The organism is Streptomyces sp. NP-1717 (assembly GCF_022695985.1).
Classification (GTDB): Bacteria; Actinomycetota; Actinomycetes; order Streptomycetales; family Streptomycetaceae; genus Streptomyces.
The window spans coordinates 17,245-35,081 of the sequence record NZ_JAAPBF010000058.1; the positions used below are offsets into that span (position 1 = coordinate 17,245).

A 17,837-nucleotide genomic window follows, 5' to 3' on the forward strand; every position below is an offset into this window, starting at 1 on the left:
GTGCCGCTACGGGCGCTGCTGCGCGTGCTGGTACCCGAAGCGCCCCTTGATGCACAGGTTGCCGTGGGTCACCGGGTTGTCGTGCGGCGAGGTGACCTTGACGATCTCATTGTCCTGCACGTGCAGCGTGAGGTTGCAGCCGACGCCGCAGTACGCGCAGATCGTGGTGGTCTCCGTCTGCGCCGACTCGTCCCAGGTGCCAGCCTCGCGCATGTCGAACTCGGACTTGAAGCTGAGCGCGCCCGTCGGACAGACCTCGATGCAGTTGCCGCAGTAGACGCACGCCGATTCGGGCAGCGCCACGGCGTGCTCGGTGGAGATACGGGCGTCGAAACCGCGGCCGGCGACGGAGATGGCGAAGGTGTTCTGCCACTGGTCGCCGCACGCGTCCACACACTTGTAGCAGAGGATGCATTTGTCGAGGTCCCGGACGTAGAGATCGTTGTCGATCTTCGGCGTCTCGTTGACCCGGGCCGCGTCGGGCCCGAACCGGTCGGGCTTCGCCTCGTACTCCTTGATCCACTCGGCCGCGCGCGGTGTCGTGGACAGGTCGGTCGACGAGGCCAGCAGTTCCAGGACCACCTTGCGGCTGGTCCGGGCGCGCTCGGAGTCCGTACTGACCTTCATCCCCGCCTCCGCCCGGCGTGAGCACGCGGGCGCCAGCGTGCGGGCGCCCTCGACCTCCACGACGCAGACCCGGCACGCGTTCTTCGGCGTGAGCGTGTCACCCTCGCAGAGCGTGGGGATGTCCTTGCCCGCCGCCCGGCAGGCGTCCAGGATCGTGGAGCCCTCGGGGACCCGGGTGGGCTCGCCGTCGAGTGTGAACTCAAGCAGACGGCGCGGCAGTTGGAGAGGAACAACGGTCACTTGAAAGCCCCCAGACGGTCGATGGCGGATTCGACGGCGTTCCACGCGGTCTGTCCGAGACCGCAGATGGAGGCGTCGCGCATGGTCTGACCGACTTCGCGCAGCAGCGCGACGTCGTCGGATGCGGCGGCGCCCGTACGGTCCTTGATGCGGTGCAGCGCCTCCTCCTGGCGGACGGTGCCGACCCGGCAGGGCACGCACTGGCCGCAGGACTCGTCGCGGAAGAACTCGGCGATGCGCAGCAGCGTCCTGGGCAGGCCGACGGTGTCGTCCATGACGAGGATCACGCCGGAGCCGAGGGTGGTGCCGGCGGCCCTGGTGCCCTCGAAGGTGAGCGGGATGTCCCGCTCGTCGGGCCGTACGAAACCGCCGGCCGCGCCGCCGAGCAGGATCGCCCGGATGTCGGTCGGGGTGCCGGCGAGGTCGAGCAGTTCGCCGAGGGTGGCGCCGAACGGCAACTCGTAGATGCCGGGACGTTCGACGTTGCCCGAGACGCAGAAGAGTTTCGGCCCGGTGGAGTTCTCGGTGCCGATCGCCGCGTACGCCTCGGCGCCCATCGTCAGGATGGGCAGCACGTTGATCAGTGTCTCGACGTTGTTGGCGGCCGTCGGTTTGCCGAACAGCCCCTTCTCCACGGGGAACGGCGGCTTGGAGCGCGGTTCGCCGCGGAAGCCCTCGATCGAGTTGAAGAGGGCCGTCTCCTCGCCGCAGATGTACGCGCCGGCGCCCCGGCGGATCTCGATGTCGAAGGCGTAGCCCTGGCCGAGGACGTCGTCGCCGAGGAACCCGCGCAGACGGGCCTGGGTGAGGGCGTTCTCCAGGCGGTGCTGGGCGCGCGGGTACTCGCCGCGCAGATAGAGGTAGCCGACGTGGGCGCCGGTGGCGTAACCGGCGATCGTCATGGCCTCGATCAGGGCGAACGGGTCGCCCTCCATGATCACCCGGTCCTTGAACGTGCCGGGTTCCGATTCGTCGGCGTTGCAGACCAGATAGTGCGGCCGGTCGGGCTGGGACGCGGTGGCCTGCCACTTGCGCCCGGTGGGGAAGGCCGCGCCGCCCCGGCCGAGCAGTCCGGAGTCGGTGACCTCCCGGATCACTCCCGCCGGGCCGATGTCGAACGCCCGCCGCAGGGCGGAGTACCCGCCGTGCGACCGGTAGTCGTCGATGCTGAACGGGTCGACGACGCCGACCCGTTGGAGCAGCAGCAGGCCCTCCTGCCCGGCCTGCGGTACGGCCATGGCGGCGGACGGCTCCTCGGGGGCGTCCTCGGGAGCCGTAGCGGCGTCGACCAGGGCGTCGGCCGTGGCCGGTGCGATGACGGCGAACGCCTGCCGCCGGGGGGCGGATGGGGCCTGCGAACCGCCTGCTTGCGCGCGCGGGGGCGTGACCACCGCGCCGTTCGGCGCGTCCGCCGTGCCGGGATCCGGCGGGACGGCCGTGACCTCGGCCGGGCCCGCCGTCCGGGCGGGCTCGTCCGTCCCGTCCGGACGGCCGGCCTGCGCCGGGGCGCCGGCGTGCTTCAGCCGGGGGTCCCGCGGCGCGGGCACGGTGCCGGACGGGGTGCCCGCCTGCAACAGCAGTGCCGCCGGGGCCCGTTCGCACAGTCCGAGACAGGGGCTCGACTGCCATACGACACCGTCGGAGGCGGAGCCGGCGGCCCCCATCCGTTCCTCCAGCTCCGCGCAGAGCTTCGCGGAGCCGTTCCCCGCGCACGCCAGGTCGGTGCAGACGTGCAGCACCTTGGCGGGGCGGGGCTTGAGCGCGAACATCGCGTAGAACGTGGCCACGCCGTACGCCTCGGCCGGCGGCACCGTGAGCCGCCGGCACAGATAGGCGAGCGCGCCCTCGCTGATCCAGCCCACGCGGTCGTTGACGGCGTGCAACCCCGGCAACAGCAGGTCGCGCCGTTCGCGTGCCTCGCGACCACCACGGGCCCAGCGCAGATCCACGGCGGAGCGGTCCGCCGCGCCTTCCCACGCCGACGTCGCGGGGCCGAGCAGCGAGTCGACCGCCGCGCGCTCCTCGTCCGTCGGTTCGCTGTCACCGAAGTGCAGGTCCACTGATTCTCAGCTCCTCACGGCTGTCGCCGACATCTCTGTCACGTGGGCGGGCAACTTCTCGATGCGGATGGCCGACGCCTTGAACTCGGCGGTACCGGCGATCGGGCAGTTCGCCTCGATCGTCAGCTGGTTGGTGTCCACCTCGTCCGGGAAGTGCATGGTCATGAAGGCCAGTCCGGGGCGGAGCCCCCGGTCGATCCAGACCGGTGCCCGCACCGTGCCGCGCCGTGAGGAGATCTGGACCTCCTCGCCGACCTCGACCCCGTAGAGCCGCGCGTCCTCCGGGCACAGCTCCAGGTACTCGCCGCGGCGCAGCGGGGAGGCGAAACTCCCGCTCTGCACACCGGTGTTGTACGAGTCGAGCCGGCGCCCGGTGGTGAGCCTGATCGGGTACTGCTCGTCCGTCAGGTCCACCGGCGGATCGTGCTTCACGATGCCGAACGGGGCGAGCCTGCCGCGCTTGGCGGGGTCCGCCTCCCACAACCTGCCGTGCAGATAGGTGGGTTCGATGCGCTCGGTGTCGGGGCACGGCCACTGGATGCCCTGGTGCTCGGCGAGCCGGTCGTACGTCATCCCGAAGTGGTCGGGGGACAGTGCGCGCAGCTCGTTCCAGACGGTTTCCGCGTCTGCGAACTTCCAGTCGTGTCCGAGCCGGCCCGCGATCTCGCAGATGATGTCGATGTCCTCGCGCGCCTCGCCCGGCGGGTCGAGTGCCTTGCGTACGAGCTGGACCCGGCGCTCGCTGTTGGTGGTGGTGCCGTCGGTCTCGCACCAGGCGGCGGTGGCGGGCAGGACCACGTCGGCCAGTTCGGCCGTTTTGGTGAGGAAGATGTCCTGCACGACGAGGAAGTCGAGCGCCTTCATCCGGGTCACGGCCTGCTCGCTGTCGGCCTCGGACTGCGCCGGGTTCTCGCCGATGCAGTAGACGGCCCTGAGGTCGCCGGTCTCCATCGCCTCGAACATGTCGGTCAGGTTGAGGCCGTAGTGGGGCTGGATCACGGTGTCCCACGCGGTCTCGAACTTCCGCCGCACATCCGTTTCGAGGATGTCCTGGAAGCCCGGCAGCCGGTTGGGGATGGCCCCCATGTCGCCGCCGCCCTGCACGTTGTTCTGGCCGCGCAGGGGCTGGACCCCGGAGCCGTACCGTCCGACGTGCCCGGTGAGCAGCGACAGGTTGATCAGCGCGCGGACGTTGTCGGTGCCGTTGTGGTGCTCGGTGATGCCGAGCGTCCAGCACAACTGGGCGCGCTCGGCCCGGGCGTAGGAGTGGGCGAGGTCGCGGATCGCCTCGGCGGGTACGCCCGTCACCTTCTCGGCCACCGTGAGGGTCCATGGCTCGACCTCGGCCGCGTACTCCTCGAAGCCGGTGGTCGCCTGCTCGATGAACTGCTTGTTCTGCAGGCCCGCGTGGATGATCTCGCGGCCGACGGCGTGGGCGAGCGGAATGTCCGTGCCGACGTTGAGGCCCATCCAGCTCTCGGCCCATTCGGCCGTGCTGGTGCGCCGGGGGTCGACGGCGTACATCCGCGCGCCGTTGCGGATGCCGCGCAGGACGTGCTGGAAGAAGATCGGGTGCGCGAAGCGGGCGTTGGAGCCCCACATCACGATCAGATCGGTGTGCTCAACCTCCTCGTACGAGGAGGTGCCGCCACCGGAACCGAAGGCCGCGGAGAGTCCGGCGACGCTCGGCGCGTGGCAGGTCCGGTTGCAGGAGTCGACGTTGTTGGTGCCCATCACCACCCGCGCGAACTTCTGCGCGACGTAGTTCATCTCGTTCGTGGCACGGGCGCACGAGAACATGCCGAACGCGCCGCGTGCGGCGCCCAGTCCCTCGGCCGCCCGGTCGAGTGCTTCTTCCCAGGTCGCCCGCCGGAACGGGCCTCCCTTCTCGTCCCGCACCAGCGGGTGTTCGAGCCTGGTATAGGTCTTCGGCGTGCGATCCCGCCGCCTTGCGCTGCTTTTCACGCTGCGCTCCCTCATGAGTCATGGCTTGTGGCCGCGCCATTGCATACAGTATCCCGGTGCGCGGTGGGAAGCGGAAGCCTTGCGTATGGGTTTTGTGCGGGACGGGGCCGCGCCGGGTCCGCCCGGCGGGCCGGTTCGTCCTCAATCGCCGGACGGGCTCAACTGAGCCCGTCCGGCGATCGAGGACAGGTGCGCCGGGTGGCCGCGCGACCCGCCGAACGCCAGGGGGTGTCCGCGAAGTCCCGCCTGGCTCGCGACGTCTGGCACGCACGCTCGCCGCGTTGTCGGACTCGGCCGAGTACGCCCGGTACGAGGCCGATCCTCCGCCTTGCGATGCACCGCACCAGCCGCCGCGGGCCCCGCCCTACGGGCGGACGGCGCTACTTCGCGGACACTCCCTAGGGCCGGACCGCTACGCGGCCGCGCCGCGGGCCAGCAGGTCCGAGATGGCGTCGACCGTGCGGAGCGTCGGCACATCGATGTCGCACATGGCCGCCAGTTCGACGACGGCCGCGAGCAGCACGTCCAGCTCCATCGGCTTCCCCTTCTCCAGGTCCTGGAGAGTGGAGGTCCGGTGGTCGCCGACCCGTTCGGCGCCGGCCAGCCGGCGTTCGACGGAGATGTCGGGGTGGCAGCCGAGCGCCTCGGCGACCCGGAGCGTCTCCCGCATCATCAGTTCGATGACTTCCCGGGTGCTGCGGTGCAGGCACATCTCCCGCATCGTGGCGCGGGTCAGCGCGCTGATCGGGTTGAAGGAGATGTTGCCGAGGAGTTTGATCCAGATCTCGTCGCGCAGTTCGGCCTCGACCGGACACTTGAGTCCGCCCGCCCGCATGGCCTCGCCGAACTCCTTGGTACGGGGTGAGAGCGATCTGTCCGGCTCCCCGATGGAGAACCGGGTGCCTTCCAGGTGCCGTACGACGCCCGGTCCTTCCAGCTCCGTCGCCGCGTAGACGACGCAGCCGATGGCACGTTCCGGCGGCAGGACCGCGCTGACCGAGCCGCCGGGGTCGACGCTCTCTATGCGGCGGCCGTCGTGCGGGCCGCCGTGCCGGTGGAAGTACCACCAGGGGATGCCGTTCTGGGCGGCGATGACCGCCGTGTGGTCCTGGAGCAGAGGCGCGATCAGCGGCCCGCACGCCGCGTACGAATTCGCCTTCAGGCCCAGGAACACATAGTCGACCGGCCCGATGTCGGCCGGCTGATCGGTGGCGTGCACCCGCGCGGTCCAATCGCCGCGCGGGCTGTACACCCGGACTCCGTGCTGCCTCATGGCCGCCAGATGCGGTCCACGGGCGATGAGATGGACTTCGGCGCCTGCGCGATCGAGCGCGGCACCGACATAGGCGCCGATCGCACCGGCGCCGACGACTGCGACTTTCACCGTGGGGCTCTCCGTTCGCTTTGAGGGTGTTGAGAGAAGCGCGGAAAGGAGCACACTTTGCCGACGATATATTGTCTACAGTATGGAATAACTGCCGACAAGACTTCTGTCGTCGGCATACGGTCGACGTGAACAACCGGTAAAGGATCTTCCCAAACGGTCGGGACGGTTCCTAGAGTTCGCGACCATGACCCCACCACTCGCCCCGGTCGGCTGGAGCCGCTGGCTGGTACCCCCCGCAGCGCTCTCGGTGCACCTCTCGATCGGACAGGCCTACGCCTGGAGCGTGTTCAAGCCCCCGCTGGAATCCGCTCTCGGCCTCTCCGGTACCCAGAGCGCCCTCCCCTTCCAGCTGGGCATCGTGATGCTCGGCCTGTCCGCCGCGTTCGGCGGCACCCTCGTCGAACGCAACGGCCCGCGCTGGGCGATGACCGTCGCACTCGTCTGCTTCTCGTCCGGGTTCCTGCTCTCCGCGCTCGGCGCCGCGACCGAACAGTTCTGGCTGATCGTCTTCGGATACGGCTTCGTCGGCGGCATCGGACTCGGCATCGGCTACATCTCGCCCGTCTCGACACTGATCAAATGGTTCCCCGACCGGCCGGGCATGGCGACCGGCATCGCGATCATGGGCTTCGGCGGCGGCGCGCTCATCGCCTCCCCGTGGTCCGCGCAGATGCTGGAGTCGTTCGGCTCCACGAGCGACGGCATAGCCAAGGCGTTCCTCGTACACGGCCTGGTCTACGCGGTGTTCATGCTGCTCGGTGTCCTGCTGATCCGCGTACCGCGTCCGGACGCCGCGCCGAAGGCGGCGCCCGCCCCCGAGTCGGCCCTGATCACCACCGCGCAGGTCTCCGCCAGGTCGGCCGTGCGCACACCGCAGTTCTGGCTGCTGTGGATCGTCCTGTGTATGAACGTCACCGCGGGCATCGGCATCCTTGAGAAGGCCGCCCCGATGATCACCGACTTCTTCGCCGACACCGACACGCCGGTCTCCGTCTCGGCCGCGGCCGGGTTCGTCGCGCTGCTGTCGGCGGCCAACATGGCGGGCCGTATCGGCTGGTCGTCCACCTCCGACGTGATAGGCCGGAAGAACACCTACCGCCTCTACCTGGGCGTCGGCGCCCTGATGTATCTGCTGATCGCGCAGTTCGGCGACGCGTCCAAACCGCTCTTCATCATCTGCGCGCTGGTCATCCTCTCCTTCTACGGAGGAGGCTTCGCCACCGTCCCCGCCTATCTCAAGGACCTGTTCGGCACCTACCAGGTGGGCGCGATCCACGGACGGCTGCTCACCGCCTGGTCGGCGGCCGGCGTCCTCGGCCCGCTCATCGTCAACCGGGTCGCCGACAGCCAGGAGGAGGCGGGCAAGAGCGGGCCCGGTCTCTACGGGCTCTCCCTGACCATCATGATCGGGCTGCTCGTCGTCGGCTTCGTGGCCAACGAGCTGGTCCGCCCCGTACACCCGCGCCACCACCGGCCGGCGGAGACCACCGAGCCCGCCGGCAGCGCCGTCACGAATCCGGAAGTATCGCCGGAAGCACCGAAGGAGGCCCCCGATGACCACAGCACCGGAGAGCGGGAACGCAGTGCCTGAGTCCCGGCGAACCGCGCTGACCGTCTTCGCCTGGCTCTGGGTGGGCGTCCCTCTCGCGTACGGTCTGTACGAACTGGTCCGAAAGGCCACCCAGCTGTTCACCGGGTGATCCCGTTCGGACGACGCCGGATGATCCGGAGTCTCCAAGAGGAGGCGGGGAATCCTGTTGGGTCACCTGCCCCCTTACTCGTGAGTCGCTGACGAGACTGGGGATCTCCTGACGTCGACCGAAGAGGGGGTCCCGGGCATGACCGGCACTCGTATCGCCGCGCTCGGGCACTATCAGCCCGCCAAGGTGCTCACCAACGACGACCTGGCGGGCATGGTCGACACCAGTGATGAGTGGATCAGGAGCCGTGTCGGCATCAAGACCCGGCACGTGGGCGGACCCGACGAGTCCGTGGACGAGATGGCGGCGCACGCGGCGGCGAAGGCGCTCGCCGCCGCCGGTCTGACCCCCGCCGACATCGATCTCGTACTCGTTGCCACCTCCACGGCGATCGACCGGTCGCCGAACATGGCGGCGCGCGTCGCGGCCCGGCTCTCCATGGGCTCACCGGCCGTGATGGACCTCAACGTGGTCTGCGCCGGTTTCACGCACGCGCTCGCCACCGCCGACCACACCGTACGGGCGGGCGCCGCGACCCGCGCGCTCGTCATCGGCGCCGACAAGATGGCCGACATCGCCGACTGGACCGACCGCTCCACCTGCGTCCTCCTCGGTGACGGCGCGGGCGCGGCGGTCGTCGAGGCCGTCCGGCCGGGCGAGGAGCCGGGCATCGGGCCGGTGCTGTGGGGTTCGGTGCCCGAGATGGGCAACGCCGTACGGATCGAGGGGACCCCGCCGCGCTTCGCGCAGGAGGGCCAGTCGGTCTACCGGTGGGCCACCACCCAGCTCCCGCCCATCGCCCGCAAGGTCTGCGAGCGCGCGGGCATCGCCCCCGAGGACCTGGCCGCCGTCGTACTGCACCAGGCGAACCTGCGGATCATCGAGCCCGTCGCCCAGAAGATCGGCGCGGTCAACGCGGTCGTCGCGCGCGATGTCGTGGACTCCGGCAACACCTCGGCCGCGTCCATCCCGATGGCGCTGTCCAAGCTGGTGGAGCGCGGTGAGGTCGAATCCGGGGCTCCGGCGCTGCTTTTCGGCTTTGGCGGAAATCTGTCTTACGCCGGGCAGGTCGTCCGCTGCCCCTGACCGCTCCGGTTCTCGGTAGACTGTAGACGATAGCCAATCGTCGTGCCGTTGCCGCGCCCGTTGCCGTAGCCGGCCAGGATGGGGGACCGCATGTTGTCCGCAGGACTGCCACAGGGCTCCGTGCCCAAGCTCGAACGCCCCGGCCCGTTGCGCGAGCGCGTCTACGAGGCGCTGCTCGAACTCATCACCGTGCGCTCGCTGAGGCCCGGTCAGCATCTGGTGGAGAGTGAACTCGCCGGCCATCTCGGGGTCTCCCGCCAGCCCGTACGTGAGGCGCTCCAGCGGCTGAACACGGAGGGCTGGGTCGACCTCAGGCCCGCCCAGGGCGCGTTCGTCCACGAGCCGACCGAGGCGGAGGCGGACCAGCTGCTCTCGGTCCGTACGCTCCTGGAGGCCGAGGCCGCCAGGCTCGCGGCCGCGAACTCGGGTTCGGCGGGCATCGCGGCGCTGGAGGCGCTCTGCGCCAAGGGTGAGCAGTCGGTGGCCGACGACGACGTGGAGCTCACGGTCGCGACGAACGCGGCCTTCCACGCGAAGGTGATGGAACTGGCGGGCAACGTCGTCCTGGCGGAGCTGGCGGCGCAGGTGGACCGGCGGGTGCGCTGGTACTACGCGCCGGTGGCGCGGCAGCGCGGCAAGCAGTCCTGGATCGAGCACCGGGCCCTGATCGCGGCGATCTCCGCGCGGGACGAACAGGCCGCGACGGAGGTCATGCGCTCCCACACGGAGCAGACGCGCACCACGTACCACCACCGCGGGGACGCCGCGGTCTGACGTACTTCGCACACGCGAACCATTCCGTACGGTGGGAACGAGGCGCCTCCGCAGGACGCGGGGGCGCCTTCGCCGTGTCCCGAACGTATGATCACCCATCCCGCGAACCACCCCCGGCTCCCTCGCGGACGCCCCGCCCCCGCGGACCGCGAAACGTCTTTGTCCTGACTGTGGAGAAAGTTAGGAGCGATTCCTGCGCAACTTCTTCCCACTCGGGGAAAGCGCTGCTACGTTCCCCTCGAAAGCCCGTCGAAACGACAACCGACGTAGCGACGCATTACAGAGCCGAGAGGCGGGGAGGGGCGCGTGAGACGTATGACCGCACGACCCGCGAACGCTCATCAGGCGCGACTGCTCCGGCTCTTGCGTGACGGTGGGCCCAACTCCCGTGCCCAGCTCGGTGATCAGGTCGACCTCTCCCGCTCCAAGCTCGCCGTGGAAGTCGACCGGCTGCTGGAGACCGGGCTCGTCGTCGCCGACGGACTCGCCGCCTCGCGCGGTGGCCGCCGTTCCCACAACATCCGGCTCGCGCCCGCGCTGCGGTTCCTCGGGGTCGACATCGGCGCCACGTCCATCGATGTCGCGGTCACCAACGCCGAACTCGAAGTCCTCGGCCACGTCAACCACCCGATGGACGTCCGCGAGGGCCCGGTCGCCGTCTTCGAGCAGGTGCTCGCGATGGCCGCAAAGCTCAAGGCCTCCGGACTCGCCGACGGTTACGACGGCGCCGGCATCGGCGTTCCGGGACCGGTCCGTTTCCCCGAAGGCGTGCCGGTCGCGCCGCCGATCATGCCCGGCTGGGACGGCTTCCCCGTACGCGAGGCCCTCAGCCAGGACCTCGGCTGCCCCGTCATGGTCGACAACGACGTGAACCTGATGGCGATGGGCGAGCAGCACGCGGGCGTCGCACGCTCCGTGGGCGACTTCCTCTGCGTCAAGATCGGTACCGGTATCGGCTGCGGCATCGTCGTCGGCGGCGAGGTCTACCGCGGTACGACCGGCAGCGCGGGCGACATCGGCCACATCCGGGTCGAGCCGGACGGACGCGCCTGCGTCTGCGGCAACAGGGGCTGCCTGGAAGCCCACTTCAGCGGCGCCGCGCTGGCCAGGGACGCCGAGGACGCCGCCCGTACGGGCCGTTCCGCCGAACTCGCCTCACGCCTGGAGGCCGCCGGCCGGCTCACCGCCGCCGACGTCGCCGTGGCCGCCGCGGCCGGCGACCCCACCGCCCTCTACCTCATCCGCGAAGGCGGCAACCGGGTCGGCCAGGTCATCGCCGGACTCGTCAGCTTCTTCAACCCGGGCCTCGTCGTGATCGGCGGCGGGGTGACCGGACTCGGCCACACCCTGCTGGCCAGCGTCCGTACCCAGGTCTACCGCCAGTCACTTCCGCTGGCCACCGGCAATCTCCCCATCGTTCTCGGGGAGTTGGGGCCGACCGCCGGAGTAACCGGCGCGGCCCGCCTCATCAGCGACCACCTCTTCTCCCCGGCCTGACACCGGCATTGCGCCGTCGGGCCGTACGGCACACGCTTCACCCGGCACAACCGAAATAACAGCAAAAAAAGCAACAAAAGAACCAGCAAAGCACCACCGTTCACCGCACCACCCGCATCGCACCGCCCTGTTCCGCACGCCCGCACGCCCGCTCACCGGCCGCATCCGCCGAGGGGATACGCCATGGCACCAGCACCACCCGAAGGCAGCCTGCTCACCATGTCCGGCATCACCAAGCTGTTCCCGGGCGTCCGCGCCCTGGACGGCGTGGACCTGGAGGTCCAGGCAGGCGAAGTCCACTGTCTGCTCGGCCAGAACGGGGCCGGCAAATCCACACTCATCAAGGTGCTCGCCGGCGCGCACCAGCCCGACGACGGTGTCATCACCTGGCGCGGCGAAGAGGTCCAGCTCAAGTCACCCATCGCGGCGATGAAGCTCGGTATCGCGACCATCTACCAGGAACTCGACCTGGTCGAGGGCCTGTCGGTCGCCGAGAACATCTTCCTCGGCCACGAACCGACCACCGCGGGGTTCATCGTCAAGGGCAGCGAGGCCAGGGCGGCGGCCACCGCGCTGCTCGGGCGTCTCGGTCACCCCGAGATCCCGGCGGGCCGCCCCGTCGGTGAACTCTCCGCCGCGCACCAGCAGATCGTCTCCATGGCCCGCGCGCTCTCCCACGACGTACGCCTCATCGTGATGGACGAGCCGTCGGCGGCGCTCGACCCGGACGAGGTCGACAACCTCTTCCGCATCGTCGACACCCTCACCGCCGACGGGGTCGCGGTCATCTACATCTCCCACCGCCTGGAGGAGATCCGCCGCATCGGCGACCGCGTGACCGTCATCAAGGACGGCCGTACCGTCGCCGTGGGGCTGCCCGCGAAGGAGACCCCCACCAGCGAGGTCGTCTCGCTGATGACCGGCCGGGAGGTCGCGTACGTCTTCCCCGACCGTCCCGCGGTCGCCGACGCCCCGCGCGGCGAGCCCGTGCTGCGGACCGAAGGACTCACCAGGGAAGGCGAGTTCGAACCGGTCGACCTCGAACTGCGGCCCGGCGAGATCGTCGGCCTCGCGGGTCTCGTCGGCTCCGGACGCTCCGAGATCCTGGAGACCATCTTCGGCGCCCGCAAGCCCACCGGCGGCCGCGTCCTGGTCGACGGCAAGGAGCTGAAGCCCGGCAGCGTCCGCGCCGCCGTACGCGCCGGACTCGGCCTCGCCCCCGAGGAGCGCAAGGCCCAGGCCCTGCTGCTCATCGAATCGGTCACCCGCAACGTGTCGGTGTCCTCCATGTCCCGCTTCTCGCGCGGCGGCTGGCTCGACAGCGCCGCCGAGCGCAAGGCGGCCCGGGCCGCGACCCAGGAACTCTCCCTGCGCCCCGACAACCCCGACGCGGTCATCCGCACCCTGTCGGGCGGCAACCAGCAGAAGGTCGTCCTGGCCCGCTGGCTGCTGCGCGGCTGCCGGGTACTGCTTCTCGACGAACCCACCCGCGGTGTGGACGTCGGCGCCCGCGCCGAGCTCTACTCCGTGATCCGCCGGCTGGCCGACGACGGCCTCGCCGTACTTCTCGTCTCCAGCGAGGTCCCCGAGGTCCTTGGCCTCGCCGACCGGGTGCTGGTGCTCCGGGAGGGCCGTGTCGTCCACACGTCACCGGCCCAGGAGCTGGACGAGCACCGTGTACTCGACCTTGTGATGGAAGGGAGCCCGACGCCATGAAACAGCCTGCCTCTGAGGCGCAGCAGGGCGGGCCCGACGCCGCACCCGCCGCCGTACCCGCCGACGCCGTACCGCTGACCAAGCCCGCCGGAAAGACCCCGGGAGGTTCCGGGGGCCGGCCGCCGCTCGGACTGCGTCTCGATTTCCGTACGCTCTCGCTGCTCGGCGTGCTCGCCGCACTGATAGTCGTCGGCGGCATCACCAAGCCCGATCAGTTCCTGGACACCAGCAATCTCCAGCTGGTGCTCACCCAGGCGTCGATCATCGGTGTCGTCACCGTCGGCATGACGTTCGTCATCACCAGCGGCGGCATCGACCTGTCGGTCGGCGCGATCGTGGCCCTGGCCTCGGTGTGGGCGACCACCCTGGCCACCCAGGAGTACGGCTTCGCCGGCATCCTGTTCACCGCGATCATCGTGGGTCTGGCCTGCGGTCTGGTCAACGGCGTACTGATCGCGTACGGCGGCATGGCGCCGTTCATCGCGACCCTCGCGATCATGGCGTCCGCCCGTGGTCTGGCCCTCCAGATCACCGACGGCAACACCCAGGTCGTCACGTTGAAGTCGGTCCTCGACCTCGGCTCGCGCGACTCCTACATCCTGGGCGTCCCGCCGCTCGTCATCATCTTCGCCGCGGTGACGGTCATCGGCTGGCTGCTGCTCAACCGCACCACCTTCGGCCGGCGCACCGTCGCGGTCGGCGGCAACGCGGAAGCGACCCGCCTCGCCGGCATCGACGTACGCAGGCAGCGGCTCTACCTCTACCTGCTCTCCGGACTGTGCTGCGGTATCGCGGCCTTCATGCTGATCGTGCTGTCCGGCTCGGGTCAGAACACGAACGGAAACCTCTACGAACTCGACGCCATCGCGGCGGCGATCATCGGCGGCACGCTGCTCAGCGGTGGTCGCGGCACGATCGTCGGCTCCGTGCTCGGTGTCCTGATCTTCACCACCATCACCAACATCTTCGCTCTCAACAACCTGCAGAGCGACGTCCAGCAGATCGCCAAGGGCGCGATCATCGTCGCCGCCGTACTGGTCCAGCGCCGCACGGCGCGCAACGGTGAGGGCTGACCTCGTATCCCCGAGGCCCGATCTCGTACCGCTCCTCGAAGCACCGCTTCCGACGCACCGCACCATCCGCTCTTCCGAAGGGGACGAACCGTCATGCCAGAAACGAGCCGCAGAGGTCTTCTGTTCGGCACCGCCGCCATCTCGGCGGGTGCCCTGCTCACCGCCTGCACCAGCAACGAGAAGAAGGACGAGCCCGCCGCCAACGAGCAGCCGGTCGACGACAAGCCCGGCAAGGCCGTCACCATCGGCTTCGCCGGCCCCCAGGCCGACCACGGCTGGCTGGCCGCGATCAACGCCAACGCCAGGGCGCAGGCCAAGAAGTACTCGGACGTCACGCTCGACATCACCGAGGGCTCGAACGACACCGCCGCCCAGATCGGCCAGATCGACTCGCTGATCAACAAGAAGGTCGACGTCCTGGTGATCCTGCCGGCCGACGGCAAGGCCCTCACCCAGGCCGGTCTCAAGGCGATGCGCGCGGGCATCCCCGTCATCAACCTGGACCGGATCTTCGCCGACCCGCAGGCGTTCCGCTGCTACGTCGGCGGCGACAACTACGGCATGGGCGTCAACGCGGGCAAGTACATCGGCGAGAAGCTGAAGGACAAGCCCAACGCCACCGTCATCGAACTGTCGGGCCCCGACAGCCTGGAGCTGACCAAGCAGCGCACCCAGGGCTTCGACGACGCGCTCAAGAACTACCCCAACATCAAGAAGGTCGCCCGCCAGGCGGCCGACTTCACCGTCGAGTCCGGCCAGGCCAAGATGGCCCAGCTGCTCCAGGCGCAGTCCAAGTTCGACGCCCTGTGGAACCACGACGACGACCAGGGTGTCGGCGCGCTGCGCGCCATCGACCAGGCCGGCCGTGACGGGTTCCTGATGGTCGGCGGCGCCGGCGCCAAGTCGGCGATGGACGCCATCAAGGCCGACAACAGTGTCCTGAAGGCGACCGTGCTCTACCCGCCGATCATGGCCTCGACGGCGATCGACCTCGCCCGTGCGCTCGGCCAGGGCAAGGGTGTCAGCGGCATGGCCGGACTGGAGATCCCGGCCCAGGTCACGCTGTTCTCGGCGGTCGTCGACAAGGAGAACGTCGACGAGTACCTGCCCCAGGGATTCAGCTGACCGGCTCCGCCAGTCAGGGCCTGTCGTATGGATCCTGCCGGGCTCGGTCCCCGATCCGGCCCGATCCATACGACAGGCCCCAGCCCCCACACGCGCGAGAGACGAGGAGTAATCCCTTATGACCAGCAGGGAAGCGTCGGAGAAGGAAGCCGGCGCACCGCCGCCACTCGGTATCGGCATGATCGGATACTCGTTCATGGGTGCCGCCCACTCCCAGGGCTGGCGCACGGCGGGACATGTCTTCGATCTGCCGATGCGGCCGCACCTCGCCGCCATCTGCGGGCGGGACGAGACCGCCGTCCGCACGGCGGCCGACAAACTCGGCTGGGCCGCCGCGGAGACCGACTGGCGGGAGCTCATCGCGCGTGACGACGTGCAGCTGGTCGACATCTGCACACCTGGGGACAGCCACGCGGAGATCGCCATCGCCGCGCTGGAGGCGGGCAAGCACGTCCTGTGCGAGAAGCCGCTGGCCAACTCGGTCGCCGAGGCCGAGGCCATGGTCCGGGCCGCCGAAGCGGCCCGGTCCCGGGGCCAGTTGGCCATGGTGGGCTTCAACTACCGGCGGGTGCCCGCCATCAGCTACGCCCGCAGGCTGATCGAGGAGGGACGGCTCGGCGCGCTGCGGCACGTACGGGTCACCTATCTCCAGGACTGGCTGGTCGACGCCGAGTTCCCCCTCACCTGGCGGCTCAAGCGTGAGCACGCGGGATCGGGAGCGCTCGGCGACCTGGGCGCGCACATCGTGGACCTCGCGCAGTTCCTGGCGGGGGAGCCGCTGGTCGGGGTCTCGGCGATGACCGAGACGTTCGTACGGGAGAGGCCGCTGCTCTCCGGGGCGTCGGCCGGCCTCTCGGCGACCGCAGGCGCGGAGACGGGCCCGGTCACGGTGGACGACGCCGCCCTGTTCACGGGGCGGCTCGCCTCGGGGGCGCTGGCTTCGTTCGAGGCGACCCGGATGGCCGCTGGCCGCAAGAACGCGCTGCGGCTGGAGATCAACGGCGAGAAGGGGTCGCTCGCCTTCGATCTGGAGCGGCTCAACGAGCTGTCGTTCCACGACCAGTCGGAGCCCGCGGTCACCGCCGGCTTCCGGCGGATCCTGGTCACCGAGTCCGACCACCCGTACCTGGACGCCTGGTGGCCGCCGGGCCACGGGCTGGGCTACGAGCACACCTTCGTGCACCAGGCCAAGGATCTGGTCGAGGCGATCGCCACCGGAACCGATCCCGCGCCCTCCTTCGCCGACGGTCTCCAGGTGCAGCGGGTCCTCGCCGCCGTCGAGGAGAGCGCGGAGAAGAACGCCATCTACACACCCGTCCCGGCCCCGTCCGCCATCGAATCCTGAGGAAGGTCCGTATGCCACGCCCGTTCACGCTGTTCACCGGTCAGTGGGCCGATCTGCCACTGGAAGAGGTCTGCCGGCTCGCCCGTGACTTCGGTTACGACGGTCTGGAACTGGCCTGCTGGGGCGACCACTTCGAGGTCGACAAGGCACTCGCCGATCCGGGCTATCTGGAGAGCCGTCACCAGCTGCTCGACAAGTACGGCCTCAAGTGCTGGGCGATCTCCAACCACCTGGTCGGCCAGGCGGTCTGCGACAGCATCATCGACGAGCGCCACCAGGGCATCCTGCCGGCCCGTATCTGGGGCGACGGGGAGGCCGAGGGCGTACGGCAGCGGGCCGCCGCGGAGATCAAGGACACCGCCAGGGCCGCCGCCGCGTTCGGGGTCAACACGGTCATCGGCTTCACCGGTTCGTCGATCTGGCATCTGCTGGCGATGTTCCCGCCGGTGCCGCCCGGCATGATCGAGCGCGGCTACGAGGACTTCGCCGAGCGGTGGAACCCGATCCTCGACGTCTTCGACACCGAGGGGGTGCGCTTCGCCCACGAGGTGCACCCGGGCGAGATCGCGTACGACTACTGGACGACGAAGCAGGCGCTCGAAGCGGTCGACCACCGGCCCGCGTTCGGGCTGAACTTCGACCCGAGCCATTTCGTCTGGCAGGACCTCGACCCGACCGGATTCCTCTACGACTTCCGGGACCGGATCTACCACGTCGACTGCAAGGAGGCGCGCAAGCGTCTCGACGGCCGTAACGGCAGGCTCGGTTCGCATCTGCCCTGGGGCGACCCGAGGCGCGGCTGGGACTTCGTCTCGGCCGGGCACGGCGACGTGCCGTGGGAGGACGTCTTCCGCATGCTGCGGTCGATCAACTACGAGGGCCCGATCTCGGTCGAGTGGGAGGACGCCGGTATGGACCGGCTCTCCGGCGCCCCCGAGGCGCTCGCCGATCTGAAGCGGTTCGACTTCGACCCGCCCACCGCGTCCTTCGACGCGGCCTTCGGCGGCGGCGAGTAGCCTACGATCCGCAAGTCGTAGCCCCACACGAGCCCGGCGGTGGAAAGTTCACCGCCGGGCCGTCAGGCATGCCCGGAACCTTCTTTGTCCTCAGGCAGGAAAAAGTTGAACTTCACCGCTGCGCAAGGGCTTTCCGTCCCGGACGAACAGGGTTACGGTCACTGAGATGTACAGGACATGTTGATCTCCGGTGCGACGGCGCGCTCCGGCGAGACAGCAGACCGAG

The 17,837-nt window shown here is 69.7% G+C and carries 14 protein-coding genes; 10 read left to right on the forward strand and 4 right to left on the reverse strand.

Translation table 11 applies throughout. The features are described 5' to 3' along the window. Nucleotides 1–6: 6 nt before the first annotated feature. The 4 genes from GXP76_RS15020 to GXP76_RS15035 all read right to left on the reverse strand — a co-directional run bounded on the left by GXP76_RS15020 (nucleotide 7) and on the right by GXP76_RS15035 (nucleotide 6,276). Nucleotides 7–867, reverse strand: coding sequence for a 2Fe-2S iron-sulfur cluster-binding protein (locus GXP76_RS15020; RefSeq protein WP_242572006.1), 861 nt, complete (start codon nucleotides 865–867; stop codon nucleotides 7–9). Then, nucleotides 864–2,927: an NAD(P)H-dependent oxidoreductase subunit E gene (locus GXP76_RS15025; RefSeq protein WP_242572007.1), complete on the reverse strand. Its 2,064-nt coding sequence runs from the start codon at nucleotides 2,925–2,927 to the stop codon at nucleotides 864–866. Before GXP76_RS15025 ends, GXP76_RS15020 begins: the two co-directional genes overlap by 4 nt. Nucleotides 2,928–2,933: 6 nt before the next feature. Then, nucleotides 2,934–4,892, reverse strand: coding sequence for a molybdopterin oxidoreductase family protein (locus tag GXP76_RS15030; RefSeq protein ID WP_374361102.1), 1,959 nt, complete (start codon nucleotides 4,890–4,892; stop codon nucleotides 2,934–2,936). Nucleotides 4,893–5,304: 412 nt separating this feature from the next. After that, nucleotides 5,305–6,276 carry a 2-dehydropantoate 2-reductase gene (locus tag GXP76_RS15035; RefSeq protein WP_242572009.1) on the reverse strand — a complete coding sequence of 324 codons (972 nt, stop codon included), beginning with the start codon at nucleotides 6,274–6,276 and terminating at the stop codon, nucleotides 5,305–5,307. A 187-nt stretch (nucleotides 6,277–6,463) separates the two neighbouring features. Between GXP76_RS15035 and GXP76_RS15040 the strand changes: the two genes are divergently transcribed. From GXP76_RS15040 to GXP76_RS15085, 10 genes are all read left to right on the forward strand, one after another. Continuing rightward, nucleotides 6,464–7,870 carry an OFA family MFS transporter gene (locus GXP76_RS15040; protein WP_242572010.1) on the forward strand — a complete coding sequence of 469 codons (1,407 nt, stop codon included), beginning with the start codon at nucleotides 6,464–6,466 and terminating at the stop codon, nucleotides 7,868–7,870. Further along, entirely contained in the window at nucleotides 7,833–7,979 is a 147-nt protein-coding gene (locus GXP76_RS15045; protein ID WP_242572011.1) for a hypothetical protein, read from the forward strand. The genes GXP76_RS15040 and GXP76_RS15045 overlap by 38 nt, the downstream gene beginning before the upstream one ends. A gap of 138 nt (nucleotides 7,980–8,117) precedes the next feature. Beyond that, nucleotides 8,118–9,065, forward strand: a complete 948-nt coding sequence (locus GXP76_RS15050) for a beta-ketoacyl-ACP synthase III (protein ID WP_242572012.1) — start codon at nucleotides 8,118–8,120, stop codon at nucleotides 9,063–9,065. Nucleotides 9,066–9,155: 90 nt separating this feature from the next. Continuing rightward, on the forward strand, nucleotides 9,156–9,839 hold the full coding sequence (locus GXP76_RS15055) for a GntR family transcriptional regulator (protein WP_242572013.1): 684 nt from the start codon (nucleotides 9,156–9,158) through the stop codon (nucleotides 9,837–9,839). A gap of 315 nt (nucleotides 9,840–10,154) precedes the next feature. After that, nucleotides 10,155–11,336 carry an ROK family transcriptional regulator gene (locus tag GXP76_RS15060; protein WP_078074231.1) on the forward strand — a complete coding sequence of 394 codons (1,182 nt, stop codon included), beginning with the start codon at nucleotides 10,155–10,157 and terminating at the stop codon, nucleotides 11,334–11,336. Between the two features lie 183 nt (nucleotides 11,337–11,519). Next, the gene (locus tag GXP76_RS15065) at nucleotides 11,520–13,052 is read left to right on the forward strand and encodes a sugar ABC transporter ATP-binding protein (RefSeq protein WP_242572014.1); all 1,533 of its coding nucleotides are present in this window, start codon (nucleotides 11,520–11,522) and stop codon (nucleotides 13,050–13,052) included. Beyond that, nucleotides 13,049–14,125: an ABC transporter permease gene (locus tag GXP76_RS15070; RefSeq protein ID WP_242572015.1), complete on the forward strand. Its 1,077-nt coding sequence runs from the start codon at nucleotides 13,049–13,051 to the stop codon at nucleotides 14,123–14,125. The genes GXP76_RS15065 and GXP76_RS15070 overlap by 4 nt, the downstream gene beginning before the upstream one ends. A gap of 93 nt (nucleotides 14,126–14,218) precedes the next feature. Further along, complete coding sequence (locus tag GXP76_RS15075) at nucleotides 14,219–15,250, forward strand: substrate-binding domain-containing protein (protein ID WP_242572016.1); 1,032 nt, start codon at nucleotides 14,219–14,221, stop codon at nucleotides 15,248–15,250. Nucleotides 15,251–15,368: 118 nt separating this feature from the next. Then, nucleotides 15,369–16,595, forward strand: a complete 1,227-nt coding sequence (locus GXP76_RS15080; protein ID WP_242572017.1) for a Gfo/Idh/MocA family protein — start codon at nucleotides 15,369–15,371, stop codon at nucleotides 16,593–16,595. An 11-nt stretch (nucleotides 16,596–16,606) separates the two neighbouring features. Further along, on the forward strand, nucleotides 16,607–17,611 hold the full coding sequence (locus GXP76_RS15085; protein ID WP_242572018.1) for a sugar phosphate isomerase/epimerase: 1,005 nt from the start codon (nucleotides 16,607–16,609) through the stop codon (nucleotides 17,609–17,611). Nucleotides 17,612–17,837 lie beyond the last annotated feature (226 nt).